Origin of the sequence: Synechococcus sp. PCC 7336 (assembly GCF_000332275.1) — a bacterium.
Classification (GTDB): Bacteria; Cyanobacteriota; Cyanobacteriia; order Thermostichales; family PCC-7336; genus PCC-7336.
The window spans coordinates 974898-998922 of record NZ_CM001776.1 but is presented as its reverse complement, the minus strand read 5'-3'; the positions used below and the strand labels follow the sequence as shown (position 1 = coordinate 998922).

25 protein-coding genes and 1 tRNA gene are annotated in these 24025 nt (G+C 54.5%); 12 read left to right on the top strand and 14 right to left on the bottom strand.

Annotation, left to right across the window (positions count from 1 at the left end; all coding sequences use genetic code 11):
- Positions 1-145: 145 nt before the first annotated feature.
- Complete coding sequence (locus SYN7336_RS04895; RefSeq protein ID WP_017324811.1) at positions 146-1126, bottom strand: carbohydrate kinase; 981 nt, start codon at positions 1124-1126, stop codon at positions 146-148.
- A gap of 99 nt (positions 1127-1225) precedes the next feature.
- Between SYN7336_RS04895 and SYN7336_RS32925 the strand changes: the two genes are divergently transcribed.
- The 3 genes from SYN7336_RS32925 to SYN7336_RS04885 all read left to right on the top strand — a co-directional run bounded on the left by SYN7336_RS32925 (position 1226) and on the right by SYN7336_RS04885 (position 2684).
- Positions 1226-1291, top strand: coding sequence for a pentapeptide repeat-containing protein (locus tag SYN7336_RS32925; protein WP_156820336.1), 66 nt, complete (start codon positions 1226-1228; stop codon positions 1289-1291).
- Positions 1292-1409: 118 nt separating this feature from the next.
- On the top strand, positions 1410-1646 hold the full coding sequence (locus SYN7336_RS04890; protein WP_017324810.1) for a hypothetical protein: 237 nt from the start codon (positions 1410-1412) through the stop codon (positions 1644-1646).
- 132 nt (positions 1647-1778) lie between these two features.
- A complete protein-coding gene (locus SYN7336_RS04885) occupies positions 1779-2684 on the top strand; it encodes a hypothetical protein (protein ID WP_017324809.1) in 906 nt (301 codons plus the stop codon).
- Between the two features lie 203 nt (positions 2685-2887).
- Here SYN7336_RS04885 and SYN7336_RS24515 read toward each other — a convergent pair whose 3' ends face one another.
- The gene (locus SYN7336_RS24515) at positions 2888-3463 is read right to left on the bottom strand and encodes a sugar transferase (protein WP_017324808.1); all 576 of its coding nucleotides are present in this window, start codon (positions 3461-3463) and stop codon (positions 2888-2890) included.
- Between the two features lie 592 nt (positions 3464-4055).
- Between SYN7336_RS24515 and SYN7336_RS30500 the strand changes: the two genes are divergently transcribed.
- On the top strand, positions 4056-4247 hold the full coding sequence (locus SYN7336_RS30500) for a hypothetical protein (protein ID WP_156820028.1): 192 nt from the start codon (positions 4056-4058) through the stop codon (positions 4245-4247).
- A gap of 238 nt (positions 4248-4485) precedes the next feature.
- Here SYN7336_RS30500 and SYN7336_RS30495 read toward each other — a convergent pair whose 3' ends face one another.
- Positions 4486-4689, bottom strand: coding sequence for a hypothetical protein (locus tag SYN7336_RS30495; protein WP_156820027.1), 204 nt, complete (start codon positions 4687-4689; stop codon positions 4486-4488).
- Positions 4690-4701: 12 nt separating this feature from the next.
- On the bottom strand, positions 4702-5244 hold the full coding sequence (locus tag SYN7336_RS24510; RefSeq protein ID WP_017324807.1) for a phycobiliprotein lyase: 543 nt from the start codon (positions 5242-5244) through the stop codon (positions 4702-4704).
- Between the two features lie 81 nt (positions 5245-5325).
- On the opposite strand from SYN7336_RS24510, the gene SYN7336_RS04870 reads away from it, so the two are divergent.
- The 3 genes from SYN7336_RS04870 to SYN7336_RS04860 all read left to right on the top strand — a co-directional run bounded on the left by SYN7336_RS04870 (position 5326) and on the right by SYN7336_RS04860 (position 8388).
- Complete coding sequence (locus SYN7336_RS04870; RefSeq protein ID WP_017324806.1) at positions 5326-6165, top strand: RNA methyltransferase; 840 nt, start codon at positions 5326-5328, stop codon at positions 6163-6165.
- 77 nt (positions 6166-6242) lie between these two features.
- Positions 6243-7367: a class I SAM-dependent methyltransferase gene (locus SYN7336_RS04865; protein WP_017324805.1), complete on the top strand. Its 1125-nt coding sequence runs from the start codon at positions 6243-6245 to the stop codon at positions 7365-7367.
- A 22-nt stretch (positions 7368-7389) separates the two neighbouring features.
- The gene (locus SYN7336_RS04860; RefSeq protein ID WP_017324804.1) at positions 7390-8388 is read left to right on the top strand and encodes a PhoH family protein; all 999 of its coding nucleotides are present in this window, start codon (positions 7390-7392) and stop codon (positions 8386-8388) included.
- A 10-nt stretch (positions 8389-8398) separates the two neighbouring features.
- Here SYN7336_RS04860 and SYN7336_RS04855 read toward each other — a convergent pair whose 3' ends face one another.
- The 4 genes from SYN7336_RS04855 to SYN7336_RS04840 all read right to left on the bottom strand — a co-directional run bounded on the left by SYN7336_RS04855 (position 8399) and on the right by SYN7336_RS04840 (position 14588).
- Positions 8399-8821, bottom strand: coding sequence for a DUF2358 domain-containing protein (locus SYN7336_RS04855; RefSeq protein WP_017324803.1), 423 nt, complete (start codon positions 8819-8821; stop codon positions 8399-8401).
- An 81-nt stretch (positions 8822-8902) separates the two neighbouring features.
- Complete coding sequence (locus tag SYN7336_RS04850) at positions 8903-10156, bottom strand: NAD(P)/FAD-dependent oxidoreductase (RefSeq protein WP_017324802.1); 1254 nt, start codon at positions 10154-10156, stop codon at positions 8903-8905.
- A gap of 21 nt (positions 10157-10177) precedes the next feature.
- Complete coding sequence (locus tag SYN7336_RS24505) at positions 10178-12322, bottom strand: bifunctional diguanylate cyclase/phosphodiesterase (protein ID WP_017324801.1); 2145 nt, start codon at positions 12320-12322, stop codon at positions 10178-10180.
- Positions 12323-12401: 79 nt separating this feature from the next.
- Positions 12402-14588 carry a CHASE4 domain-containing protein gene (locus SYN7336_RS04840; protein WP_202951140.1) on the bottom strand — a complete coding sequence of 729 codons (2187 nt, stop codon included), beginning with the start codon at positions 14586-14588 and terminating at the stop codon, positions 12402-12404.
- 954 nt (positions 14589-15542) lie between these two features.
- On the opposite strand from SYN7336_RS04840, the gene SYN7336_RS04830 reads away from it, so the two are divergent.
- On the top strand, positions 15543-16841 hold the full coding sequence (locus SYN7336_RS04830; protein WP_017324798.1) for a dihydroorotase: 1299 nt from the start codon (positions 15543-15545) through the stop codon (positions 16839-16841).
- On the opposite strand, the gene SYN7336_RS27690 is transcribed toward SYN7336_RS04830, so the two are convergent.
- Positions 16749-18398 carry an HTTM domain-containing protein gene (locus SYN7336_RS27690; RefSeq protein WP_017324797.1) on the bottom strand — a complete coding sequence of 550 codons (1650 nt, stop codon included), beginning with the start codon at positions 18396-18398 and terminating at the stop codon, positions 16749-16751. The genes SYN7336_RS04830 and SYN7336_RS27690 overlap by 93 nt on opposite strands.
- Positions 18399-18549: 151 nt before the next feature.
- Between SYN7336_RS27690 and SYN7336_RS04820 the strand changes: the two genes are divergently transcribed.
- The 3 genes from SYN7336_RS04820 (at position 18550) to SYN7336_RS30490 (ending at position 21275) form a co-directional block, all read left to right on the top strand.
- Positions 18550-18885: a DUF1815 family protein gene (locus tag SYN7336_RS04820; protein WP_017324796.1), complete on the top strand. Its 336-nt coding sequence runs from the start codon at positions 18550-18552 to the stop codon at positions 18883-18885.
- A gap of 300 nt (positions 18886-19185) precedes the next feature.
- Positions 19186-21081 (top strand): AarF/ABC1/UbiB kinase family protein, encoded by a 1896-nt coding sequence (locus SYN7336_RS04815; protein ID WP_017324795.1) that lies wholly within the window; start codon positions 19186-19188, stop codon positions 21079-21081.
- 86 nt (positions 21082-21167) lie between these two features.
- Positions 21168-21275 carry a photosystem I reaction center subunit VIII gene (locus tag SYN7336_RS30490; RefSeq protein ID WP_017324794.1) on the top strand — a complete coding sequence of 36 codons (108 nt, stop codon included), beginning with the start codon at positions 21168-21170 and terminating at the stop codon, positions 21273-21275.
- Positions 21276-21429: 154 nt separating this feature from the next.
- On the opposite strand, the gene SYN7336_RS28650 is transcribed toward SYN7336_RS30490, so the two are convergent.
- The 4 genes from SYN7336_RS28650 to psbE are packed head-to-tail and all read right to left on the bottom strand — an operon-like array spanning position 21430 to position 22148.
- The gene (locus tag SYN7336_RS28650) at positions 21430-21549 is read right to left on the bottom strand and encodes a photosystem II reaction center protein J (protein WP_071590861.1); all 120 of its coding nucleotides are present in this window, start codon (positions 21547-21549) and stop codon (positions 21430-21432) included.
- Between the two features lie 35 nt (positions 21550-21584).
- A complete protein-coding gene (locus tag SYN7336_RS04800; RefSeq protein WP_017324792.1) occupies positions 21585-21716 on the bottom strand; it encodes a photosystem II reaction center protein L in 132 nt (43 codons plus the stop codon).
- A 6-nt stretch (positions 21717-21722) separates the two neighbouring features.
- Positions 21723-21857, bottom strand: coding sequence for a cytochrome b559 subunit beta (psbF, locus tag SYN7336_RS04795; RefSeq protein ID WP_017324791.1), 135 nt, complete (start codon positions 21855-21857; stop codon positions 21723-21725).
- A 45-nt stretch (positions 21858-21902) separates the two neighbouring features.
- Positions 21903-22148, bottom strand: a complete 246-nt coding sequence (gene psbE / locus SYN7336_RS04790; protein ID WP_017324790.1) for a cytochrome b559 subunit alpha — start codon at positions 22146-22148, stop codon at positions 21903-21905.
- 661 nt (positions 22149-22809) lie between these two features.
- Between psbE and SYN7336_RS04785 the strand changes: the two genes are divergently transcribed.
- Positions 22810-22880: transfer RNA gene (locus SYN7336_RS04785), tRNA-Gly, on the top strand.
- A 102-nt stretch (positions 22881-22982) separates the two neighbouring features.
- On the opposite strand, the gene SYN7336_RS32920 is transcribed toward SYN7336_RS04785, so the two are convergent.
- Positions 22983-23444 carry a hypothetical protein gene (locus tag SYN7336_RS32920; RefSeq protein ID WP_017324789.1) on the bottom strand — a complete coding sequence of 154 codons (462 nt, stop codon included), beginning with the start codon at positions 23442-23444 and terminating at the stop codon, positions 22983-22985.
- Positions 23445-24025: the final 581 nt, after the last annotated feature.

Sequence of the window (24025 nt, the reverse complement as noted above, 5' to 3'; positions counted from 1 at the left end):
TTTCTCTCCCTCCGGCTACAACTGCTTCAGTCTCTACTGCAGTTTATAATCCAGTCACAGTAAGCTCTCCATCGACTTGTGCCTAATGGATAGCCCTAGGGAGAGGGGCTGGGGGTGAGGACAATGCAGGGCTATCGAACTCAGGTTACTCTGCCAGTTCTCCAGCCAAGAAGTCACTCACCTGTAATGCTGTGGGTTGTGCAGCCATCGCCCCTGCACTCGTTACAGTCAACGCCCCCACGGCACTGGCATAAGTCACAACCTGCTGCCAATCTCTGGAGCCATCTTGGGGCGATCGCGCCAGTGCCGCCACCAGTGCCGCCAAAAATCCATCCCCCGCACCTGTGGCATCCACAGTCGGTACCGCAAAGGCGGGCACAAATCCCCGCTGGGCTTCGCAACAGTAGCGGCAGCCGCGATCGCCATCCGTGACGCACACCCCGAGCGCGGGCTGCAACTGCCGCACAATTTCGCTGGGGTCATCGGAGTGGCACAGCCAGTGCCCTTCTTCAGCAGTCAGTTTGACCAGATCTGCGCAGTTGAGCAATGGGAGTATCGCAGCTTTGGCGGCATTGGGATCGGGCCAAAACGTCGGTCTCCAGTTGAGATCGACCACCACTGTCAGAGAATGCTGTTGCGCCCAAGCGATCGCCCGCGCCACTGCCGCTTTTGTCGGCGAGTAAGCCAAGCCCAAGGTTCCCAATACGAGATAGCGAGCCTGCGCAAATAGCGATGCGGGCAATGGGTCGGGCTCGAGATAGGTGTCGGCAAACTGGCGGTTGGGGCGATCGAATCCGGCAAACTGGCGATCGCCCTCTGCCGTGCGCGTGACATAAACCTGGCGGGTTGGGGCCGTGGGATGCTGCTGTAGGCCCTCCAGATTGACCCCCGACTCCGTCAAGATCTGGACAAGCTGACTGCCCAGGCGATCGCTGCCCACACAACCGACGAACCCGCTAGCCACTCCCAATTTCGCCAATGCCGTCGCCACGTTTGCCGGAGCGCCGCCAGGGTAACGAGTCCAGCCCGAAACTTGTTGCCGCGATCGCCCCACCTCATCCGCCAAGCAGTCCCACAACACCTCCCCCAAGCACAAAACAACAGGGGCGATCTCGGTGACACTCATGCCAGTTTTTCCTCCTCTCTATCCAGACTGGCTTAACGTTCGCACTGGCCATCGCCAGTCAGCCCGTGCGCGACACTCTCGAGATAGCGATGATTTTAGATTCGACTCGCAACCGATCTTTCTGGAACTAATCTGGGGCAGGCTAATCTCCAAGGAGCGGATTAAAGCTTCTCTCCGCAATGCTCGATTTCCATCTAACGTGGAGAGTAACTCAATCTGAAAGGTTTGCACACTATATGTGGTACCTATACTGACTAATACTGTCCCTCGTCGGACCTGTTTTATGGATCGCAACTTACAACAACACTTGCTGGAATTGGAACTCGATATCCTAGCCTTGGAGATCGACTTATCGTTACAATTGGTGAAATCGATTCCCCCAGCTCCGTCTCCAACTCTTGCGATCGCCCCCTCTCATCTTTGGCTCATGCAAGCTTTGCCCACTGTGTTGTTAGACGAAGCGGCTATAGAGACTCCGTCTGCCCTCTGGCCGCCACGATCTCGCTCGCAGACACTGTAACTTACCGCTGCGCGGGCTTCTCTGCCGCTCAGCTAAGTTCCACTACTTCCCAAACGCGATCGCCTCTCACCCATTACAAATCATCTATGCCCCTTGAAAACATTTCAGTCCAGCTCTTCTAGTCTCTGTTCAATGACCCGCAATGAGTACGACATCAACCTGCGCAGTCTAGTCGGAGATTACAGCCAGGACTTTCTTCAATGGCTGCTGGGCGACGCGGTTCGGGTGGAGGAGATCGTCAATCCAGTATTGACTTCTCGCGAGCGGCGAGCGGATTTTGTCGTGCGCTATTCTTCCCCCAATGGCAAGCTGGGCATTGCACATATAGAATTTCAGCGTCAGCCTCTCACGGTGATGCCGCTGCGCATGGCTGAATATTCGCTGTTTATCTTGCTCGACTATGGCAAAGCACCAACTCAGATCTTGATATTGCTGGAGGACAGCAAAGCGGCTCGGGAGATGCCCGATGTCTATGAATGCGGCGGGATTCGAGTGCAATTTCGAATCCTCAGGCTCTGGGAGCAAGATCCAGCGACGATTTTAGCCAGCGATCGCCCCGGCCTGCTGCCCTTGATACCTCTGATGGGACCGCCGAACAATCTGAAGCAGCGGCTTGAGGCTTGTGAAGCAGCCATTTCCGAGCGAGTAGAATTAAAGTCGAGGCAACAGGATTTGCTCGCGGTGGCGGTGCTGTTGAGTTCGCTCCAGCCGACGGGGCGGGATGTTATCGAAGAATTCCTCAGGAGCAGAAAAATGTTGGATTTGATGGAGTCTCCCCTATTGAAGGATTGGTTGAGCGAAGCTGAGGCTAGAGGCGAAGCTAAAGGCGAAGCTAAAGGCGAAGCTAGAGGCGAAGCTAGAGGTAAGGCAGAAGAGGGGAAGCGGATGCTTGTCCGCCTCCTATCCCATCAGTTTGGACCGCTCCCTCAAGCTGTCTCGACATCGCTACAGGCGATCGCCAATCCAGAGCGACTCGAGGAACTTCTAGATATTGCTTTAGAAGCAGAGAGCCTAGAAGATTTCCAGAAAAATCTCTGAGACTATAATTATACGTCAAATAGAATGCTCATCGGGAGAAGAATCTCCAGAGTATGGCAAGAGGGATCGCAATTACAAGTTGCTATGTTCTCGACTGCAATATCTATGCCCCTACTGAATTGAGTTGTTCGTGATTTATCTCTTGGCTGATTTCCTGACTTTCACTTGAACATTAGGCAGAACGTTCAAATCCTGACGGGCAATTACCATGCCCCTTTGCCGAAGAGGACGGCGAGGACGGTCTGCCAGAGCACCTGTAAATCGTAGATCGGCGTCCATTTCGCCTGATAGGCCAAGTCGAGATCGAGAATATCTTCAAAGTTATCGACTGAGGAGCGGCCACAGACCTGCCATTCTCCCGTCAAGCCAGGTTTGACATTCAAACGCTGCCAATGGCGATCGCCGTATTGCAGAATCTCGTCTTCCGTCGGCGGGCGAGTTCCCACCAGACTCATTTCCCCCATCAAAATATTCCAAAACTGAGGCAATTCGTCCAGACTTTTGGAGCGTAGGAAGCGGCCGACGCGAGTCACTCTAGGATCGTTGCGGTTTTTAAAAATCGGTCCGTTGGCTTCATTCTCAACCTCGCACTTGCAAGCATCTGCCCCATCTACCATCGAGCGGAACTTCAAAACTTGAAAAGGCTGTCCGTGCAAACCGTACCGCTTTTGCCTAAAGATAATAGGACCCGGACTATCTAAGCCGATCGCCACAGCGATCGGCACAAAGAGCAGCAACAAAACAATCAAGCCGACTGAAGCCCCGACAAGATCGACCATTCGCTTGAATGCCGACTTCACGGAAGCATGAGCTATATCGCCAGATAGCGATATGGCAACAGCATAGGAGTAACTTCGGGATTGATTTGAAATTGGCCCCATCGCGCTTATCCACCTTCAAATGCAATAGAAAGGAACTTTTAAGGCAACACATGCCCATCTAAGCCACGGTCCAGAGCCCGTATATCTCTCGTCAGTCACCCAATTATTTAGAACACACCCAATTATTTAGAACAATGCTTGCCAGCAGAGCGATCGCCCACCCAAGCTGGCGTTAGTTCTATACGTTTAGAAATCGATCTGCAGATCGATTTCTAAACGTATTTCGCGACGAACAGGTCAGAGTAAAACATCAATGATTTATTTCTCCAAAATTTTAGTACGAACACTAATGCTTGTAAAGCGTTTCTGGGTAAATTGGCCGACCTTAGCACATCGAACTAGGTGATTTTCGTGAGCTTTTTGGATTTGCCGACCTGTATAAGGTTAATATATTAGCCTTTTGATGCGCTGCGGAGTTCATTCCCTCAAGGTCAGTCTTGCCTCTGCTAGGGCTACCGAGTGAGGGTATTGGGGAGGATTGTCTGGAGGTTTGCCACCATCACAACCCTCCCACGCCAATGCGAACACTCCACCCCAGCTCCCGTTTGATATCCGCCTGATTGGCGACTCGAACGCTGGCAATGTCAGTTCGACAAGTGTCTGGCCCCATCCCCTAGCCCCTTCCCCCAATTCTGATGCTGCTGGCGAAATTCATATTCCGAAACATTGGCCATTTGTCTAGATGCCTGTGGCCCCCTTCCCCTAACCCCTACCCCCAACTTTGGGGACAGGGGAACAAGACCCCGTAAGGATTTTCGGCTGTTTCTCCCCTCTCCCAAGTTTGGGAGAGGGGCCGGGGGTGAGGGCCATGCAGAGTCATCGAACTCAGGTCTGGCAATGTCCCTGAAAGGAATGCGGCGCGTCCAGATTGGAAACACAATGGCTACGTCTTAACTGGATACCGCTTAACTGGATACCGCTTAACTGGATACCGCAAATCCAGAGGGCCGACACCCTATCCAGACGGCTCCATACAGACTGAAGAGGAACAGAAACAAGAGTCCGCTAGGCCACGATCGAGCCGCGATCGCATACCCTCCAAACCCAAGCGGCAACAGCCACAGCAAGACTGTGAGCCCTCGAATTAAAGGAGACATCGGTGCGAGTGAAAAGCGCGCATCCATGCTCCAATCTCTCTAGGAGCGGGACAAGCGGCGAATGTCAGAATTGAGCGAAGCAGTGCTGAAGCCGCCCTGTTGCTTGCAGACTGCCGAGCGCAAGCGCAGATTCTCGCTGGCAAACCAAATCCGTTCTTGCAATGAGGTCTCTTTGTCGATTGTAATCAGGGTAAGCGCTTCGTCGCTGCCGAGAGAGTAAGTGCCCCGTACAGAAGATTGTCGATCGCCATTCAATTGGTATACCAGCTTGCCCTGTCTGGGATTATCGCGATCGGGCAGGAGGATGAGAAGGTTGCGTTCGGTGCGTTCGACAGTTTCTTGCCCCAGGCGCCCCCTCCAGGTAGTGCTGAGACCGCCCAAGGCAATCGCAGGATTGAGGCCGTGCTGCTCGCAGGCAGCAATCGCCTCGGGAGCATCGGCCCTCACCCATTCGATCTCGAGGGTGGATTGACCACTTTCGTAGCGACGAAAGGCCACTTGATGGCTCGTCTGTTGCGACATCCATTCACCAACACTCTGGTGCAAAAATGCTTCAATATCGAGCGATTGCAGAATTCCCATCTTATCTCGACACCCGATCTCCCATCCCAATAGCCTATAGATTTTAACTCAGCTTCGACCTCCTTCTCAGCGAGCCCGATCGTGGATACCCCTGCCATTTTGACCAGCACCCGCAACCCTTGGATAAGGCAGTTGCGCCAACTCCACTGGGCCAAAGGGCGACGGGAACAGGCTGTCTTTTTGGCGGAGGGGACCCATTTATTGCAAGAGGCGATCGCCACCCAATGGCCGATCGACGCCGTCTGTTTTACGCCCCAGTGGTCGGAGCGCCACCCTCATTTGAAGGCACAAATCCCGGCGGGAGTCAGGCAGCAGTTGGTGGGAGACGCGGTGTTGGCGGCGATCGCCACCACCCAAACCCCCGATGGCGTCGTCGCCCTTTGCCAACATCGCGCCATCGCCAAGCCTGCGATCCCGAGCTTGGGGTTGGCCCTCGCCAGCCTGCAAGATCCCGGCAATTTGGGGATGTCGATCCGAACGGCAGTGGCGGCAGGTGCGGATGGTCTTTGGCTGAGTTCGGATAGTGTCGATCCAGAGCATCCCAAGGTATTGAGGGCATCTGCCGGTCAGTGGTTTCGCCAGCCCCCCGAGATTGTCCACTTGCCCAGTTGGCTGAATACCTGTCAGGGAGAGGGAGTACAGTTGTTGGCGGCGGCAGCAGAGACGGCCACTCGCACGGCTGTCTCGTTTTGGCAATTAGATTTGACGCAACCGACGCTGTTTTTATTGGGGAATGAAGGGGCTGGGTTGTCGGACGAGCTGTTGGCGATCGCAGATGCGGCGGTTGACATTCCGATGGCGGCCGGAGTGGAGTCTCTCAATGTGGGGGTGGCTGGGGCGCTGTTGCTGTACGAGGCCAAACGGCAGAGAATGTCTCGGGACCGCTCAATACATCGATCGAATAGCCCCGCTCGGGAGTGACGCGGGGGCTGTCAGTGAAGTATGCGTTATATTCAGTTACATGAATATAAGTTAAGCAGTATTGCCTTCTCGCAGCCATGCAAGTCGTTCCCAACTTTGCCGATCTAGCCTCTCATTCATTCGAAGAAAACGCTTACAAAGCCATCCAGTGGAGTAAGAACTACTTCGGAGTCTTGCACAAGTTAACCTCCTCGCGCGCCAGCCGCTTCCTCGCAGACGTCACCGAGTTACCGCAGCAATTTTTAGGCGGACAAGCCTCTTCCTCTCCACAGAAGGCTGCCGCAAAGGTGAGTGACTCCACACTCCAGTTGGTACGGCAGCGTTACGAACAACTTTTAGCGGTAGACTATCGAGATGCAGAGGCGGGCTATTATCCCAAATCGCTGCTGTTCGATCTCCCTTGGCTCGACTTTGCCCGCACTTACCCCCTAGTCTGGCTCGATCTCCTCTCTATCCGCGATCGCATCAGCCGCAAGCAACACCAAGAGTTCTCTCCCGACATCGATACTGAAGGTTACCCTCAGTACTACCTGCAAAACTTCCACCACCAAACCGACGGGTATCTCAGCGATCGCTCGGCAGAGCTATACGATCTGCAAGTGGAATTACTCTTCGGCGGCAGTGCCGACGCCATGCGTCGCCGCATCATTCGTCCCATTGTCGAAATCGCAGGCACGAAACCTGACAAATTTACCCGCATCCTCGATCTGGCCTGCGGCACCGGTCGCACCCTGCGCATGTTGCGTGCTGCCTTCCCCTCTGCTCAACTGTTCGGCACCGACCTCTCTCCGGCCTACTTGCGCAAAGCCAATCAGCTCTTGAGCGAACGTCCCGGCGAATTGCCCCAACTGCTGCAAGCGAACGCAGAAGCCTTGCCCTACGCCGACGCCACTTTCGATCTCGTCACCAGTGTCTTTCTATTCCACGAACTTCCCGGCAATGCTCGCCAAAACGCTCTTAACGAAACCAGTCGCGTCCTCAAACCGGGGGGTACGATCGCTATCTGTGACTCTATCCAACTGGGAGACTCCCCCGAACTGCTGGAATCGATGGAAAACTTTGCCAGCACCTTCCACGAGCCCTACTATCGCGACTATATTCGCGACGATTTAGGCGATCGCCTGCAGGCGGCTAACTGCGAGGTGTTAAATGTTAGCACCCACTTTGTGAGTCGTTATACCCTAGCTCGCAAGTTAGCCTAGAGGTCCGAAAACTATTTTCCACATGATTGAATCCGAGCCGATCGCCCTCTACAGCAGCAGCAATGCCCTTTGTTTGGCTGGTCCTCAAGACACCAACCTCAAGCTAATCGGTCGCCGCACGGGGGCACAACTGGCTCTACGCGGAGATGCCTTGTGGGTGACTGCCACTGCAGTGCAGCGCGATCGAGTCCGGGCCTTGGTGGAGCTGCTCAAACCTCTGTGGGAACAGGGTAGTGCGGTGACTGAGGTGGATGTCGAAACGGCTCTAACAGCTCTCAATACCCACCAAGAAGATCGCTATCGCGATTCCCAAAACCAAGTCTTGGCGGTCAATCGAAAAGGGGAATCGATCCGCCCCAAGACCCCTCGCCAGCAAAAGTATGTACGGGCGATCGCCTCCCACGATCTCACCTTCGGCCTCGGTCCGGCAGGGACGGGGAAGACTTACTTGGCCGCGGTCATGGCCATTCAGGCATTGAAGGATCGCCAATACGATCGCCTGATTTTGACCCGACCGGCACTCGAAGCTGGCGAAAAGCTCGGCTTTTTGCCGGGGGATTTGCAAGCCAAAATCAACCCTTACCTGCGCCCCCTCTACGACGCGCTTTACGAGTTCATCGAGCCCGAAAAAGTTGCTCAATTCATGGAGCAGGGCACCATCGAAATTGCCCCGTTGGCCTACATGCGCGGGCGCACCCTCAGCAACGCTTTCATCATCCTGGACGAAGCCCAAAACACCACCCCCGCACAAATGAAAATGGTGCTCACCCGCATCGGCTTTCAATCTCGCATGGTGGTAACGGGGGATCTCTCTCAAACGGACCTAGGAGCCCATCAACTGTCGGGGCTCTCGGTCACAACCCGGATTTTGCAGGGGGTAGAGGGAATTGCCACCTGCACGTTCGATCGGCAGGATGTGGTTAGACATCCACTCGTGCGTCGGATCGTGTCAGCTTACGAACAATACGAAGCGGCCGCCAAAGTTCCGCCCCAGCGCAAGGGGGTTGGTGCTCGGGCCTGACCCATCAGTGCTACTCAGGATCGGATGAGGCGCGGCCATTTGCTTGCTGGGGCCAAAAATGCTGCGCGATGACGTTTAACTTCGAGCAGTGCCAATAATCGATGTGGGATTGAATTAAACCGCGCTCGTTCACCTCTAGCTCGCTCCAACCGGCGATCGCAATACGCGGCTTCCAGGGCAACGGCGTCGTCCAGCTCAGTATCCAGCGAGTCACAATCCGATCGCTTGCAGCCTCGATCGCCTGTAAATCCAATTGCGGCTGCTGAAACCACCGTTCGATAAAGGCAATATTGCGCCGATAGGGCTCTAGCCCCCGAAATTCATTCAGGGGGTCTTTGAAGTAGACATCCTCGGCATAAATATCGAACGTTTGCTCCTGCGGGAAACGCCGATAATCCTGTTCGAGAATATCGATCAGTGATGCTGTATCCATTGCTAAAATTGGCTCCACACTATTATTCGAGAGAAGTCTTACGATCGGCAAGCAGGGTCTTCAGTTCTTCTAGCAGTAAAGTCAGCGAGATCGCATCGATCGCCCGATCGCCCTCCCCGCAATCCAGCTTGTCGTCCAAGCACTTTGAAAATTAAACCCACCCGTCACGCCATCGATATCCAACACTTCGCCAGCAAAATACAAGCCCGCACAACAGCGACTTTCCATCGTTTTAAAATCCACCCGATCGAGCTCCACACCGCCGCAGGTGACAAATTCTTCCTTAAAGTTGCTCTTCCCCCGAATCTCAAATTGACTCTGGGTAAGCGCCTGGGCCAGTCGATTGAGCATCTTGTTCGATAGATCTGCCCAGCGGCGATCGGCTGGAATTCCTGCCGCGATCGCGATCGCCTGCCACAACCGCTTCGGCAAGCCAAAACAGGGACGGGAGGCGATCGCCCGTTTGGCAGCCTCTAGCTTCAGCGCTCGCAACTGCTGCCGCACTTCCTCCCCATTCCATTGGGGCAGCCAATGAATCGAGAGCTGCGCTCGATAGTGACTGTCGTGCAGTGCCCGCGCCCCCCAAGCGGACAACTTCAGCACTGCCGGTCCACTCACCCCCCAATGGGTCACGAGTAACGGCCCCGACTGCTCCAGCTTGGTTTTGTTAGCCATTTGGAGCTTGAGGTTAACCTCGGGAACAGACACACCCGCCAACCCCTGCAGGCGATCGTCCCGGATATTGAAGGTAAACAGCGACGGCACGGGCGGCACAATGCGATGGCCCAAGCTGCGGGCTATTCTATGGCCTTGAGGACTGCTGCCGGTGGCTAACAACAGGCGATCGCACTCCAACACCTCCCCCGATTGCAAGTGAACGTCAAATAGTGGCGTATCTGTACCTCGGCGAGCCACCTTCACCACAGGCGACCCCGTCCGCATTTCCACACCTGCGCGACGAGCCGATTGCACGAGACAATCCACGATGGTGCCAGAATCATCCGTCACCGGAAACATGCGTCCGTCTGCTTCAGTTTTGAGTTGCACCCCCCGCTGTTGAAACCAAGCCACCGTATCGCGCGGCTGGAATTGATTGAGGGGACCGAGCAGAGCCTTGTGGCCGCGCGGGTAATGTTTGACCAGTCGGGCCGGATCGAAGCAAGCGTGAGTGACATTGCAGCGTCCGCCACCGGAAATGCGCACTTTGGCCAGCACTTGACGACCCGCTTCCAGCAGCGTGACCCGGGTGTGGGGACGGGCAGCGGCGATCGCGCCAAAAAAGCCTGCGGCCCCTCCGCCAATGGCGATCGCTCTGAGGGGTTTAGGTACAGTCATGCAGGTGGCGAGAACGGGAGGTTAAGACGCAACACTGTAAGCGGGAACGGTGGGGTCGCAGCTGAGGCAGCCATCTACGAGTGTGCCATCGAATGGGCGGCCAGATTCCGCCAGAAGAGCGCAGGCCTCCTCGACATGCAAGGGGCGGGCAAAGTAATAGCCTTGCGCGAGATCGCACTGAAAGGCTTGCAGTCGATCGCGCTGCTCGACCGTTTCCACCCCTTCTGCCAATACTTCCATCCCCAAACTATGGGCGAGGGTCACGATCGCTTGCACGATCGCGTTATCGCCATGCCGCTCGCCCATTTGGCGGACAAAAGATTTGTCAATCTTGAGGGTGTCGATCGGAAAAGCATGCAAGCACTGTAGGGATGACTGCCCAATGCCAAAATCATCGATATGCAAGCCGACCCCTAAAGATTTTAATTGACCGAGTACCGCTGCGGCCTTGTCTAAATTTTCGGCAATGGCAGTTTCGGTAATTTCTAAATTTAAGCAGTGAGCCGGCAATCCCGTTTGAATGAGGATGCTCGCCACTCGCTCGGTGAGGTCGGGGCTGGACAACTGCCTGCGCGACACATTAACGCTGATAGCCAATCCTTCAAAAGCGGGAGATTGCTGTTGCCAAGCCCGCAGTTGTCGGCAGGCTTCGCGCAGGACCCAATCGCCAATCGGAAAAATCAGCCCGGTTTCTTCAGCGAATGAAATGAACTCCAGGGGAGCAATCGAATCGCGCGTGGGGTGCTGCCAGCGGATCAGCGCTTCGAACCCGATGACGTAGTTCCCGCTCAGGTTCAAGATTGGCTGATAGAGCAGATAAAACTGGTTGCAGGCGATCGCCTGTTGCAGGTCAGTTTCGAGCTGAAGCTGATGTTGTGCCTCCAGGTGCATCTCGCGATCGAAGGCGACAAACTGTGCTTTGCCCAGTGCTTTAGCTCGGTACATGGCCGTATCGGCATTGCGGAGCAGGCTCTCGACATCCTGAGAGTCGGGCGAATTCAAGGCAATGCCAATACTGCAGTTGATGTAAATCGGATGTCGATCGATATAAAACGGTTGCTTCAGCACCTGATTGATGCGGTTGGCAAGGGTTGTGGCGGCGATCGGAGTCCGGTCGATATTTTCTAGCAGAATGGCATATTCGTCCCCACCCATGCGGGCCAAGATATCCCCCGGACGCAGCAACGCTTCTAGCCTTTGGCTAATGGCGACCAGCAGTTGGTCTCCCACCCAATGGCCCAAACTATCGTTGACCAGTTTGAATCGATCGAAATCTAGAAATAAGAGGGCAAGGCGGTAGTCGGGGTTCTGCCGAGTTCTGTCTAGAGCCCGATCGAGCTGATCGAGGAACAACCGTCGGTTGGGCAACCCGGTCAAGTCATCGTACAGAATGCGGTGCCGACTCAGATCGGTGAGCGAACCCGCGATTCGATAGGCTTTGCCCTCGGCATCCCGCACTGCCAATCCCCGGCTCAGGCACCAAGTATAGGTTCCCGATTGGTGTCGGATGCGGTACTCAATTTGCAACGAAGGGGTTTGGCCGCGCAGGTGGGCCTCAAAGGCGGTCTGAAACCGGTCGCAGTCTTCTGGATGGATGTGATTGAACCAGGCTTCAGGACTGTCGGGCAATTCCGTCTCGCCATATCCCAGAATCGATTTCCAGCGGGGCGAATAATATATGGTTTGCGCTTGCAAGTCCCAATCCCAGAGACCGTCGTGGGAGCCTTGCGCCGCTAGAGCGTATCGTTCTTCGCTGCGTTTCAAGGCCGATGAGGTGCGCGCCCGATCGACCGCATAGCGAATCGAGCGTTCCAACTGGGCCGTGTCGATGGTCCCCTTGACGAGATAGTCGGCAGCACCGACTTGCATCGCCATTAAGTCTGTCTGGCGATCGTTCTGGCCGGTCAGCAAAATCGCGGGCATCCGATCGCCCTGGGAGACGATGTCCCGCAAGAGCTCGATACCGCTGTTGGGACCGATGTGATAGTCCAACAGACAGAGATCGTAGGTGCGATGCTGCAAAACTGACCGAGCTTCTGCTGTCGAACTGACCCAATCCAGTTGAAAATCTGTATCCTGGATATCCTCCAGCAAGTCGCGCACTAGCACGAAATCATCTTCATCATCTTCCACCAGCAGAACGGTTAGTGATTCCTTTACGGTCATTGCAAATCTTATCCTTCCGTTCGATCGAGCTGGGCGGGGATGGCAGGGGCGAGTGGGGGCTGTGCGAACAGAAGAACGGTCACGAGAAGGGATCGCTCAACGGCTGTCGCATGGGCAGGGTAAGGGTGAAGGTCGCGCCTCGATTGGGCTGGCTGCGGGCGGAGATCGTACCGCTGTGGCGTTCGACAATTTTGCGGCAGACCGCCAGACCGATTCCAGTCCCGGGATAGTGACTGCGACCGTGCAGGCGCTGAAACATCTCGAATATGCGTTCTCGATACTGTTCGTCAAAGCCAATACCGTTGTCCTCCACCCAGATGCGGCAGATGTCTCTACCGGCCTCTTCCCCTTGAGATTCGACCGCTACGATTTCGCTTTTGACTGCGATCTCGGGGGGCTGCCCCGGCTGGCTAAATTTCAGGGCATTGCCAATCAGGTTTTGAAACAGTTGGCGCATCTGGAAGGGCTCGGCCTCAATGTCGGGCAATGGGCCGACTTCGACGGTTGCGTCGGTTTGTTGAATGCACTCTTCTAGGTTGGAGAGCACTGCCTTGACAATGTCTTCCAGGCTGACGAGGGCGAACGGTTGAGCGTTGGTGGTGACCTGAGAACAGGCGAGTAGGTCTTGAATCAAAGTTTGCATGCGTTGGGAGGCTTCCTGCATGCGGTTCAGATAATCTCGACCGCGCTCGCCCAACTCAGAGCTGAACTTCCTGTGGAGGCGATCGCCGAACGCCTGAATTTTGCGCAGCGGTTCCTGCAGATCGTGGGACGCCACCGAGGCAAACTGCTCCAATTCCTGGTTGGAACGCTTTAATTCACTCGCTTGGCGGGCTAAGAGATCTGCTACGAGTTTGCGATCGGTAATGTCCGTCAGCGAGCCTGCCATCCGCTCGGGCTCACCCGACTCGGCCCGGACCGCCACCCCTCGGCAGAGCACCCACCGGTAGCTGCCATGTTTGTGCCGAATCCGATATTCGCTTTCAAATTGGTCGGTTTGCCCCTCTTGGTGCGCGGCGATCGCCGACTTGACCCGCTCGATGTCTTGAGGGTGAACCCGCTGGAACCACTCCTCGGGCCGATCGCCAATTTCGTCATCCCCATAGCCCAGAAGCGATTTTCCGCGAGGAGACAAATAGAGTTCTCCAGATCGTAAATTCCAGTCCCAGACGCCGTCATTGGCACCGCGCACAGACAGTGCGTAACGTTCTTCACTCTCTTGCAAAGCCCGCTGGGAGTGTTCCAGTCGATCCAGGCTCTGGTTAATGGTTCCCGCCAGACTAGCCAGTTCGTCGCGGCCCGACAGCAACAGCCGCTGGTCTAACCTCGCTGTGGTGCCAATTTCGCTCACCCCTTGGCTGAGACAGGTCAGTCGGGCCAAAACCAATTTTTCGAGCAGCAGTAGGGCCACGCCGCAAAGCACTAGACCGATACATAGGGTCGACCAAAAGTAATAGGTCAAGCTCGCCCGCCCTCGTTCGTAAATGCGACGGGGGGTTTGGGCACTCAACATCAGGGCCGGTTGCCCACTCAAATCTCGCATCGAGGCATAGCTGGCAATGGTACTCCCGTCGAGAATCTGGACGGCAACACCCTCATTCTCTGCATCCATTGCAGCAGCGATCGCCTGGGGATTGGGTGCCAGCCCAGGGGTGTAGTACCGATGTAGGCTGACCGGCAGTTCTGTCATCTCACTCACCTCCGAGACGGCTGCACTGTCGAGCCAGCGACCCACAATGAAGGCCCCGCGAACGGGACCGTCGTAATTGCTCGTCAGTACCGGTTGAGACGCCACCAGCATGAGTCCCTCCGAGAGGGGGAGGATGCCCACGTGGCTGCTGTTGGCATCGGGGTGAACGAATAGAGGATGGCCAACTGCGGCCAGTTGAATCAGCTCTGGCGGTGGCGGGACACGGGTTTCAGCCTCTAGGTCGAAGCCTGCGGCGATCGGTAACTCACCCGAACGGTTGGCAACTATCAGGACATTCAGTTCGCCGTCGATAAAGGTAGAATCGACCACATTCGACTGCATGTAGGCGGGGTTGCCAGATTCGACAAAGTCATAGGTGTCATCCCAAGCCGCATAGTCTCGACTGAACCCGTCCAATTGTGCGAGTTTGGTATCGAGCGCATTTTGTATCCGCGCGGCATCTACCCGAGCTTTATCAACCTCAAGCTGAACGTAGCTATCGAGTAGGATAAAGCGAGCAATGGCAAATTGACCGAGAAAGATGATGCCAAAAGCTGTGCCGACAATCGACAGCACCTTAACCCTCAAACCCAGCGACGGCCGTTGTTGGGCTACTGGTATTTGCTCATGCTTGTTCGAGCTGTCTTCACGGGTGAAGCTTTTATTATTTCTGGAAAATAATAGCTGCATGAATGTTGGTGTGATGGAGGCGGCCACGATCTAGCTCATCCCACTGGCTCTGTCAAACACCGCATTTGTTCCCGCAAATCCGCCAGCGGGGAACTTGTGAGAGGTCTGGCGGGGTCGAGTCAATTACGAGTTGATATCGCACTCAAGTGAGTTATCGAGAATGTCGCAGATGCCATCGAAAGCAGCGTTTCACCACTCAGACTGATGGATGGGGAACTTTAGATCTATGCCATTAGGATACCCAACCACTGTAAAGATGGATCGAGTTTTAAATCAAGTTCTTGTGAAGTTAAACTCTGCTGTAAAGATTTGGCTGAGTACAATGCGATTGCATCTCCTTGCTGGAATATGACTGGTAAGAGTCAAGCATTCGATTGCAAGGTCTATAGCATTCAATAGAGATGAGATGGCATTTTACGCCCAGCCATCTTGGTTTCAAAACTGATTTAAAGATGAAAAAAAGAAGTCGTTTCAAATTCATTTAAACGACCGCGAATTCTATAATCTGCGCATAAAATTCGAGCTACCCCCCCACGAGCGGCCTTGTGAGAGGACGCTCGCGAGCAACCGACAAATTCCGAGTGGGCAGTTGGTTAAATGGCAATCGGTGCAAAAATGGCGAGTACCAACAGAACTGCCAATAGAGCGATCGCCCATTGAATTGCTACATAGGCCGAACGATCGGCTGTTGGAAATGTCCTCATGGCGATATCCTCCCAGTCATCGCGCTTCCCCCACTTTTATTATCGTTGGAGGCTTAGAGAGCGAGCGAGACGTTCTGTAAAGTCTCGCGATCGCCGCAATACGGCAGAATCCTAATGGTGTGTCTGGTGCCTCGCAATGTTCGCCTCCGATCGCTCCTATCTGCTGAACCAGATTCGCATCGTCGATCCGGCGGGCGTTGGCGATCGCCTTGGCGATGTCTGGATTGCCGGGGGAGTGCTGCGCGCCATTGAAGATTCGCTCCAGGTTCCCGAGGGCACAGACATCGTGGACGGGAGAGATTGGGCGATCGGGCCGGGACTGGTGGATCTCTATGCCCAGTCGGGGGAACCGGGATTCGAGCAGCGAGAAACAGTGGAGTCGTTGGGCAAAGCGGCGATCGCCGGAGGATTTACGCAAGTGGCCCTCTTGCCGACAACCCATCCCGTGGCGGACGATCCCGCTCAATTAGAGGCAATTCGACAACAGGCGCGCCCCGGTCACACTCCCCACTGGCATCCTTTGGCCGCAATCACCCGAGCAGCCCGAGGGGAAACCATGACCGAGCTGGCAGAATTGGCAGCCAGTGGGGCGGCTGGATTTTGTGACGGTCGGCCAATTGACTCGGTGCCGCTGCTGCGAAGGCTGTTGGAATACGTGCAGCCCTTAGGCAAACCACTGTTGTTGTGGCCGCAGGAGCGATCGCTGGCGGGCGGAGCCATGTTAGAGGGGGAATGGTCGGTGCGATTGGGGTTAAAAGGGATTCCGTCAGTGGCAGAATCGATCGCGGTGGCCACCGCGATCGAATTGGTGCGCTACACCCACACCCCCATTCATCTAATGCGTCTCACCCAGGCGCGCAGTCTGGAACTGGTCGAATCCGCCCGCGCCGCTGGCTTGCCCGTCACCGCCAGCACCTCCTGGATGCACCTACTGCTGTGCGATCGCGATGTCGAATTGTTCCACTACCATCCTGCCTTGCACCTGCACGCCCCTTTGGGCACCGCTACCGATCGCCAAGCCCTCATCGATGCTGTCAGAGCGGGGACGCTGAGCGCGATCGCCACCGACCACACCCCCTATACCTTTGAGGAAAAAACCGTCTCGTTTGCAGAGTCTCCTCCAGGCGCGATCGGCTTGGAATTGGCCTTGCCGATGTTGTGGCAGCAGTTGGTGGAGACCGATCGTCTCTCGGCGACGGAGCTGTGGTCGGCGCTCTCTGTGGGTCCGGCAAAAGTCTTACAAGCGATCGCGCCCAAACTCGATCTGGGACAGCCCGCCAACTGTACGATTTTGGCTCCCTACAAAACTTGGACCTGCGATCGCCAGTCGATGCACACGCTCTCAGCCGCCACCCCCTGGTGGGGCCAAACTGTAACGGGCAAGGTCTTGGGGTGTTGGCTCGACGGTCGGTGGCAAAGCAGCGATCGCCTCTGAGGTTTCTCGGGATCGAGCGTTGGGGGGCAGCGATTCCAGTAAGGGGAAAATCCACGGTGCGGGCACAATGTTTGAGGCGCGATCGAGCAGATTGGCGGTGGGATCGATGAGAAATTGCGGGGGGCGACCGTTAAGGGAAACCTGCACGCGGGCGTAAATCTCCACTTCGGGAACCCCCGCCTCTGCCAGCAGATCGCCCAGATGGCGGGCAAATTGAGCGATCGCATAGGGCCGCTGCAGCATCCTGACATACTGCCAGGGGCGCAGGATCTCGCGCGGATCGATCTCGTTCCCCACTTGTGTGGCGGGATTGAAGGCATAAAACACCGCCGAGCCGCGCTTGTCCCGCAACTTCATGCGCCAAGCAAATCGCTGACCTTCCTCCGTCCAATTAGCATCGCCGGGAATGAAGTAGTGTCTCAGGGGCAGCCATAGCTGCACGAGTACCCACAGCGGCAGCAGTGCGATAACCCATTGACGGGTCGGCGTCCATGTCCATTGCAAGAGAGGATCGGGTTGTGAAGCATTGACTGGCAAGGCCAAGTCCTCCCGATCGCCTGCAAAACCCAACTGTTCTGCCAATGCCAGAGTCGCGAGACCGGTACCGATCGCCCCCACTGCAACGAGCACGATATCCTGCTTTCCACTCCACCCCAGCACGGCCCCCATCCCCAACAGGGCTCCAACGGCAAATGCAAACCGGCTGAGGGCCGATCCTCGCAAGTGAGTCCATAAGACCTTGGGCCAATCGGGGGGAAAGAATAGGGTGGTCGCGGCGATCGCCAGCCAGGGAAAGACGCCAATGTCAAACAGGCGCGCATTGGTGAAATGAAACATCAGCAGCGCCAAAAACATCAGCGGGCGGGTTTTTCGATACAGCAGTAACGGCACTGCAGCGAGGTCGATCGCCAGTCCGCTATAGCTGAGTAGGTCCGCCAGCCAAGAGCGATCGAACCATTGCCCCACGAGGGGGAAATCTTGACGTTCGGACAGCCACAACTGCATCGGTTGTCCCTGCAGCCAGTCGCTGTTGAGTTTGGCGATGCCTCCGAAGCAATAGGGCAAGCCCACCTGAAAGCGCAGCAGCCACAGACACCATGCGGGGATGCTGGAGCTGGCAATTTTGGGGGTCAGAGTGCGATCGATGGCCCAACTGCGATGGGCCGGAATAAAGATCAGCAGGCAGCTCAGCAAGGCAATCAAATAAAAGTGGTTTTGGTAATAGACAGCTTCCGACAGGAAGACAAAGGTAAAGCCCAGACAAAAGAGAATGCTGCTCCAGCGGTAGAACAAACCCGCAGCCAAGCAAAGGGCAAGAGCCGCTAAGGCATAGAAGTGGAAGAGCATGCCGATCCCCGTCCAAGGGGCCAGCCAGCCCAGCCACTCATAGGAAAAGTGAAAGCTCGGCTCAATCCACAGCTCGCGGACCCAACCGAGGCGGAGATAGCGCAGTGTCTCCCAGGCCATCAAACCGCCAAAGGCCACTCGGAAGGCAACAATGCTAGCAATATCGACGGGTTGAAACAGGAAGCCCCAGATCGCCCCAGGCCAACGCACAATCTCTGGCCCGAATGAAGCATTAATACATATAAATTTATAAAACTTCACAATTCTGTTACCATAAGTAGAAATAGCTATAGCCCGTAAGCTGCCGTGATGTGATTCCGCGTTCGCGGTTTTCGCTGTCCGCGAAATCTGGAGGAGTGGAATGTTTAACCGACTCGCTCAGCAACACCGTCAATTCAATCGCGATCTGATTATGAGCTTGCAGGCTTTGGCGATCGTGTTGGAGCGGCGCGGCTATATGGCTTCCTGCTACACAAGCGGCGATGATTGCGAGAGCGCATCGTTTATGGTGAGTGAGCAAGAGGGCCATCTGGTTCGGGTTTTAGTCTCCGAATGCGCCACCACTTGGACGGAGATGCAGGGCGATCGCGAGATCGTGAAGCTAGAAGGCGGTGCGGCGATCGAGCAGTTGCAGGAACTGGTTGACCTACTTAAAGAGCTGACTATTGCTGCCAAACCAGAAATCGTGGAAGTTTAGTCGTGCCCTAACGCAGATTTACACTTTCAGTCAAGCCTCAAATCCTCAAACCCACAAACCTTTAGCAATGGAGCTTTTGTGAGAGCTGCCCTCTAGAGCATTTTCCAGGTTGGTGGTATACCTTCTGTACCGAAGGAGATTGGAGATTCTAGGTTTGAAAATTAGAGCGTACGTTGTCCACCTGAAAATTGCTCTATTGGAGTCGGTTGACGGAACTCGCAGTGGGAACTTGCCGAAACAAATCTGGCGATCGCCAGCGGTCACGTTAAGATGTATTAAGTAAATGTCTAAAGGGTTGGTATGGCTGCCGCACCTGTCGAACTCTCTCCAGGCCGTCTGTCAGACCGCCGTCACCTGAGGTTATTACCCCCCTCAAACCCCACCGATATTGAGGAGTGGTTAGACGCTCCCCCCGATGTTCCCTACAATCCCGACACGATCGCAGATCGCTATCGCGGGCAGTACTGGAAAATAGCCCGCCGCATTGTTTCAGTCGTGCTGCCGTTCTTGTGGCTGTGGATTCAGTCCCGCTGCGATCGCTTGCTCGGACGCGAACCAGAACGCCGCTCCCACTATGCCATCCGCCTGCGAGAAATTCTGACCGAGCTCGGCCCTGCATATATCAAAATTGGCCAAGCCCTGTCCACCCGACCCGATTTAGTCTCTCCGGTTTTTTTAGAAGAGCTCACGAAACTGCAAGACCAGTTGCCCCCCTTTTCTAATGCGGTAGCCTACCAACTGATTGAAGAACAACTGGGCGCTAAACCCGACGAGATTTTTCAACGCCTCTCCTCCAATCCCATTGCTGCAGCCAGCTTGGGACAGGTCTACAAGGCCTATCTCAGAAGTAACGGCGCAGCGGTTGCCATCAAAGTGCAGCGACCCGACCTCGTCGATCGCATCTCCATCGATCTTTATATTGTCCGCATCTTGGCCCGCTGGGCCCGGGATAATATCGCGCGCATCAAAAGCGACCTAGTCGCGATCGTGGACGAGTTTGCCTCCAAACTCTACGAAGAGATGGATTACCAGAAAGAAGGGCGCAACGCTGAAAAATTCCGCCGCCTCTACTCCCATCCCTCCATCTACGTTCCTAAAATCCACTGGGTTTATACCCGACGTAAAGTCATGACGATGGAGTGGATTGACGGGATCAAGTTGACCGAGCTCGACAAGATTGCCAAGCAAGGATTAGACAGTCGTCAGTTGATCGAAACGGGGGTGAACTGCTCGTTGCGTCAGTTGCTAGAGAACGGCTTTTTCCATGCCGATCCCCATCCCGGCAATCTCTTGGCAATGGCGGATGGCCGTTTGGCCTATCTCGACTTCGGCATGATGAGCAACGTCCAGCCCCATCAGCGCTACGGCTTGATCAATGCGATCGTGCATCTGGTCAATCGTGACTTTGAAGGGTTAGCCCACGACTATGTGGAATTGGGCTTTCTCACCCCTGACACCGATCTATCCCCCATCATTCCGGCTCTATCAGAGGTGTTTGCCAGTGCAATGGGGGCCAGTGTGAGCGAGCTCAACTTCAAGAGCATCACCGACCAACTGTCTTCCGTAATGTACGAATACCCGTTTCGGGTGCCAGCTTATTACGCCCTGATTATCCGATCGCTGCTCACCTTGGAAGGCATCGCCATCGGCATCGACCCCGACTTTAAAGTCCTCAATGTAGCCTATCCTTACATTGCCAATCGTCTCTTGGCAGACGACGCCCCAGCCCTGCGCGAGTCGCTGCAAAATATCCTCTTCAGCGATGGCGAATTTCGCTGGAACCGTCTAGAGAATTTGCTTCGCAATGCCAGCAGCAGCGAAGACTACGATTTTGAGGATGCCGCCACTCGGGCACTCGACTTTCTCTTTTCCGAGCGGGGGGAATTCATTCGAGACCAAATTACCGAAGTGGTATTTTCAGCCCACAACAACGGCAGTCACAGCCTGGAGCGATTGCAGCGACTGTGGGATATCTTGCAGCAAGATGAGAGTTTCGAGCCCCTCAAATTCTTACCCGTTGTCGGTCGAGCCGCTCTGCGCCCCGAGGCCCGAGAGTTGGGCGGACAACTGGTGTCCCGTTGGGTACAGCGATCGGCAGCTCGTACCATTCGCGCCTGGTTGTTGCCGGATGCCGAGCCCGTTCGTTCCACTTGGCGACCTGCTTCGACAGCGAGCGGGAGTCGAGCGCATCGCTAAGGTTAGTTACAGGATTTAACGTTTGGGATTCGGATAAATCTGCCGTGATATGTTGTCAGGAGTGTCTGTCTTTTTAGGATGCCTTCATGACCGCAGCATATCTTCAACCCTATATGGTGATGGCAATTGGTTTGGTTCTGCCTGCTATTTCCATCGTGGCCCTGTTTTTGTGGATTGAGAACGAGCCCGCTTGAGCGCGGCTTCCAGTTGAATCTCATGCCCCTATAAATTTCAAAGCCGCTCATTTTACTCTGAGCGGCTTTAAGCTAGGTGACTGCGATCTACTGAGAACAGTGCCCGGCGATCGCTGGCGGAACTAACTTGCGGGTGTCGATCGAGCTAGCGGTATCAGAGACCGGAACCAACGCCGACATAAGCGCCGTAGAAGAACAAACCGAGAACGGCAATAGCGCCCATCCCAGCAATGGTTCCAACAATCCAAATTGGGATGCGAGGTTGACCTGTCATGATTGTCTCTCCGTAAAACGCGAACATAAAGTTTTTTAATTCAAAAAGTAGCTGGAAAACAGCAGTGCGGTGGTGAACACCAACAGCAGCCCTAAGTATAAGGACGTGCGGTTGAGTTCTACGGGTTGAGAATTGGGGTTCTTATCTGGTTGAGTGCCGTCAGCCATTTAGACCTACCTTTGAATAAACTGCATTGAAGCGATCGCACCGACGAAAAACACGGTGGGAATCGCCAAAGTGTGAATGGCCAGCCAGCGCACCGTAAATACGGGATAATAGACTGGCTCGTCAATGTTGGAAGAATTCATCAAACAACCCTGAACGACAATTACAAGCTTGCAAACTGGATGGCCTTACTTCTGGTATTCGGGAATTTGCTCGACAGCATTGTAGCGATCCTGCAGGATCGGCAATTCCTGGCGGGCAGACGTGAAGTACTCGTCCGGGCGAGGGGTGCCAAACACATCGTAAGCTAGACCAGTGCTGACAAACAGCCAACCCGCAATAAACAAAACGGGGATAGTTAGGGTATGAATCACCCAATAACGAACGCTAGTCACAATTTCGCCGAAAGGCCGTTCGCCTGTAGTACCTGCCATCGCAACTCTCCTTTTTGACGCCAGCAGCTCAAATTATTAATCCTATGATAAGGATTATGACACGCTTGCTACAACTTTTATCGGCAGCTCCTCTGACTTAGCTGGCGAGTTGCACGGCGTATCCTCATATCGAGCAGGCAATGGAGGCGATCGCGCGCGCGGCACGTCCCCTATCGTCAGGCTTAGCGTAAGTTAACAATTTTGACCTCAACTCTAAAGATTTACAAACCTTCCAGCCCCGAGTGCTGTTTTAGGTAGGGCTTGTCAAATGAAATTTTTTTTCACGTTGGCTGTCTGTCGTGCAGGGAGCTATTCGGGGTGCTAAAATTTCGATCTGGAGGTAGGGACTGACCCCCCTCAGTTTCTGCCTCCTCCCTTCTGCCTCCTCTCAAGGTTTGTACCCCTGCCAAAACTGTCATCCCAGTGAGGCTCCATTCTGCGCTGCTCCCACTCAGTTGTTCGGTAATCGGTCAATTGTCATCAAGTTGAGCTGAGGTGGCCGCTTTGAGTGGGGCTTTTTAGCGATAAATTCCCCCTTCAAGGTTCGGTTAACCCTCTTTAAAGCTCTGTTAAATTTAAAGATCTGTTAAAAGATCTGTTAGCCTGAAGTGGCGATCGCACTCGAGCGGGGCATGATAATTCAATCCTGGGGCTCAGATAGGCGGGTGTGGTATATGGGTTGTGCCCTAGCCTTCCAAGCTAGAGAACCGGGTTCGAGTCCCGGCACCCGCTTCGCAAAATCAGGTTGCCACCTTGCAAAACGAGTACTGCTCGATTGTTTGAATTGAATTGAGCGACTGCGATCGCCGCAATTTCCTCCACCTCCAGCCCTTGTCAGAAGCCTTCCCTCGCTAAGCGCTGCTCGAATTGATGCCAGAGAATGCTGCGTTCGAGGTATTGGGGCGATCGGGGAGTATAGGGTGCGCGCAGGCGAGAAATCGCCTCAATCGTTGTTCCTTCAGGCAATACGGGGATATCTAGATCGGCAGCAGTCGGTCGCATTAACGAGCTGGAATATCCCTTATAAACCAACACTTCATCTCGCTCGGCCTCGATTGTAGCTTCCACCAGCAAGACTTCCTGAGGGTGGGCGAGACTGTATAGTTCCAAGCGAGCGATCGGTAAAGAGGTCACAATATCTCCTTCCACTTGCCAAACGATGAATAAACGATTGGTGAAAATTATCGGTCGCAAAAGCCTCTGCCAGGGTTCCTCAACAACGCCAATAAAGCACCTACAACTGCCCCCTCGCCACACCCCAAAAACTTCAGAATCCAGCGGCTTCCCAGCTCCCATTGCAGGTTAGATACGCAATCGACATTCTCATATTTTCCGTAGATCCATTAGGATTCATTTATATTTGCATCAAGATCTTTACATCTTTCAGCATTATTATCCGTGCATCCATAGGTTTATGGGATAAACTTTACTCATGAAGTCGCGATTGTCACTGCTTCGTCGATTTGTTATAGATATTGCCCGCTCGATGCTCCTATCAAAGGATGAATACTTCACCCTTGGAACAGAACATTGATGTGGTTCGGATATCTGTCTCAGAAGGCAGCTCCGTGCGTTTTTTGTACGATCCCGCCGATTGATACTGTGCCTTAGGGTTCATTCATGGCGACAAACTCAGTTCGACTTCGACTTGCAGGTACATCCAGATTCGACCCATCGGTAAATAGTGAGGCTTGAAAAGCACTCCAGCAATTGCACGGTGGATTTACGGATTTTACCTGTATATACTGATATAAGTTCACAAAGTCGAGATGGCATTGTGAAGATAGTGCGGAGAGGATGGCGCGAAAGTGTAAAGTTTTCATGAAAAGCTGGACTCTATCGCACATTTATCTTCACCTTAATGACGAAAGAGGTTG

Bases quoted from the DNA above. Each gene is read 5' to 3' on its own strand.
- SYN7336_RS04850 (WP_017324802.1), bottom strand. From the start codon at position 10,156: ATGACTGTACCTAAACCCCTCAGAGCGATCGCCATTGGCGGAGGGGCC.
- SYN7336_RS04895 (WP_017324811.1), bottom strand. From the start codon at position 1,126: ATGAGTGTCACCGAGATCGCCCCTGTTGTTTTGTGCTTGGGGGAGGTG.
- SYN7336_RS04800 (WP_017324792.1), bottom strand. From the start codon at position 21,716: ATGGCTGACGGCACTCAACCAGATAAGAACCCCAATTCTCAACCCGTA.
- SYN7336_RS32920 (WP_017324789.1), bottom strand. From the start codon at position 23,444: ATGGGAGCTGGGAAGCCGCTGGATTCTGAAGTTTTTGGGGTGTGGCGA.
- SYN7336_RS04855 (WP_017324803.1), bottom strand. From the start codon at position 8,821: ATGGATACAGCATCACTGATCGATATTCTCGAACAGGATTATCGGCGT.
- SYN7336_RS24515 (WP_017324808.1), bottom strand. From the start codon at position 3,463: ATGGTCGATCTTGTCGGGGCTTCAGTCGGCTTGATTGTTTTGTTGCTG.
- psbE (WP_017324790.1), bottom strand. From the start codon at position 22,148: ATGGCAGGTACTACAGGCGAACGGCCTTTCGGCGAAATTGTGACTAGC.
- psbF (WP_017324791.1), bottom strand. From the start codon at position 21,857: ATGAATTCTTCCAACATTGACGAGCCAGTCTATTATCCCGTATTTACG.
- SYN7336_RS24505 (WP_017324801.1), bottom strand. From the start codon at position 12,322: ATGACCGTAAAGGAATCACTAACCGTTCTGCTGGTGGAAGATGATGAA.
- SYN7336_RS04890 (WP_017324810.1), top strand. From the start codon at position 1,410: ATGGATCGCAACTTACAACAACACTTGCTGGAATTGGAACTCGATATC.
- SYN7336_RS04820 (WP_017324796.1), top strand. From the start codon at position 18,550: ATGTTTAACCGACTCGCTCAGCAACACCGTCAATTCAATCGCGATCTG.
- SYN7336_RS24510 (WP_017324807.1), bottom strand. From the start codon at position 5,244: ATGGGAATTCTGCAATCGCTCGATATTGAAGCATTTTTGCACCAGAGT.
- SYN7336_RS04885 (WP_017324809.1), top strand. From the start codon at position 1,779: ATGACCCGCAATGAGTACGACATCAACCTGCGCAGTCTAGTCGGAGAT.
- SYN7336_RS04815 (WP_017324795.1), top strand. From the start codon at position 19,186: ATGGCTGCCGCACCTGTCGAACTCTCTCCAGGCCGTCTGTCAGACCGC.
- SYN7336_RS04860 (WP_017324804.1), top strand. From the start codon at position 7,390: ATGATTGAATCCGAGCCGATCGCCCTCTACAGCAGCAGCAATGCCCTT.
- SYN7336_RS04865 (WP_017324805.1), top strand. From the start codon at position 6,243: ATGCAAGTCGTTCCCAACTTTGCCGATCTAGCCTCTCATTCATTCGAA.
- SYN7336_RS28650 (WP_071590861.1), bottom strand. From the start codon at position 21,549: ATGACAGGTCAACCTCGCATCCCAATTTGGATTGTTGGAACCATTGCT.
- SYN7336_RS30495 (WP_156820027.1), bottom strand. From the start codon at position 4,689: ATGGATGCGCGCTTTTCACTCGCACCGATGTCTCCTTTAATTCGAGGG.
- SYN7336_RS30490 (WP_017324794.1), top strand. From the start codon at position 21,168: ATGACCGCAGCATATCTTCAACCCTATATGGTGATGGCAATTGGTTTG.
- SYN7336_RS04830 (WP_017324798.1), top strand. From the start codon at position 15,543: ATGTTCGCCTCCGATCGCTCCTATCTGCTGAACCAGATTCGCATCGTC.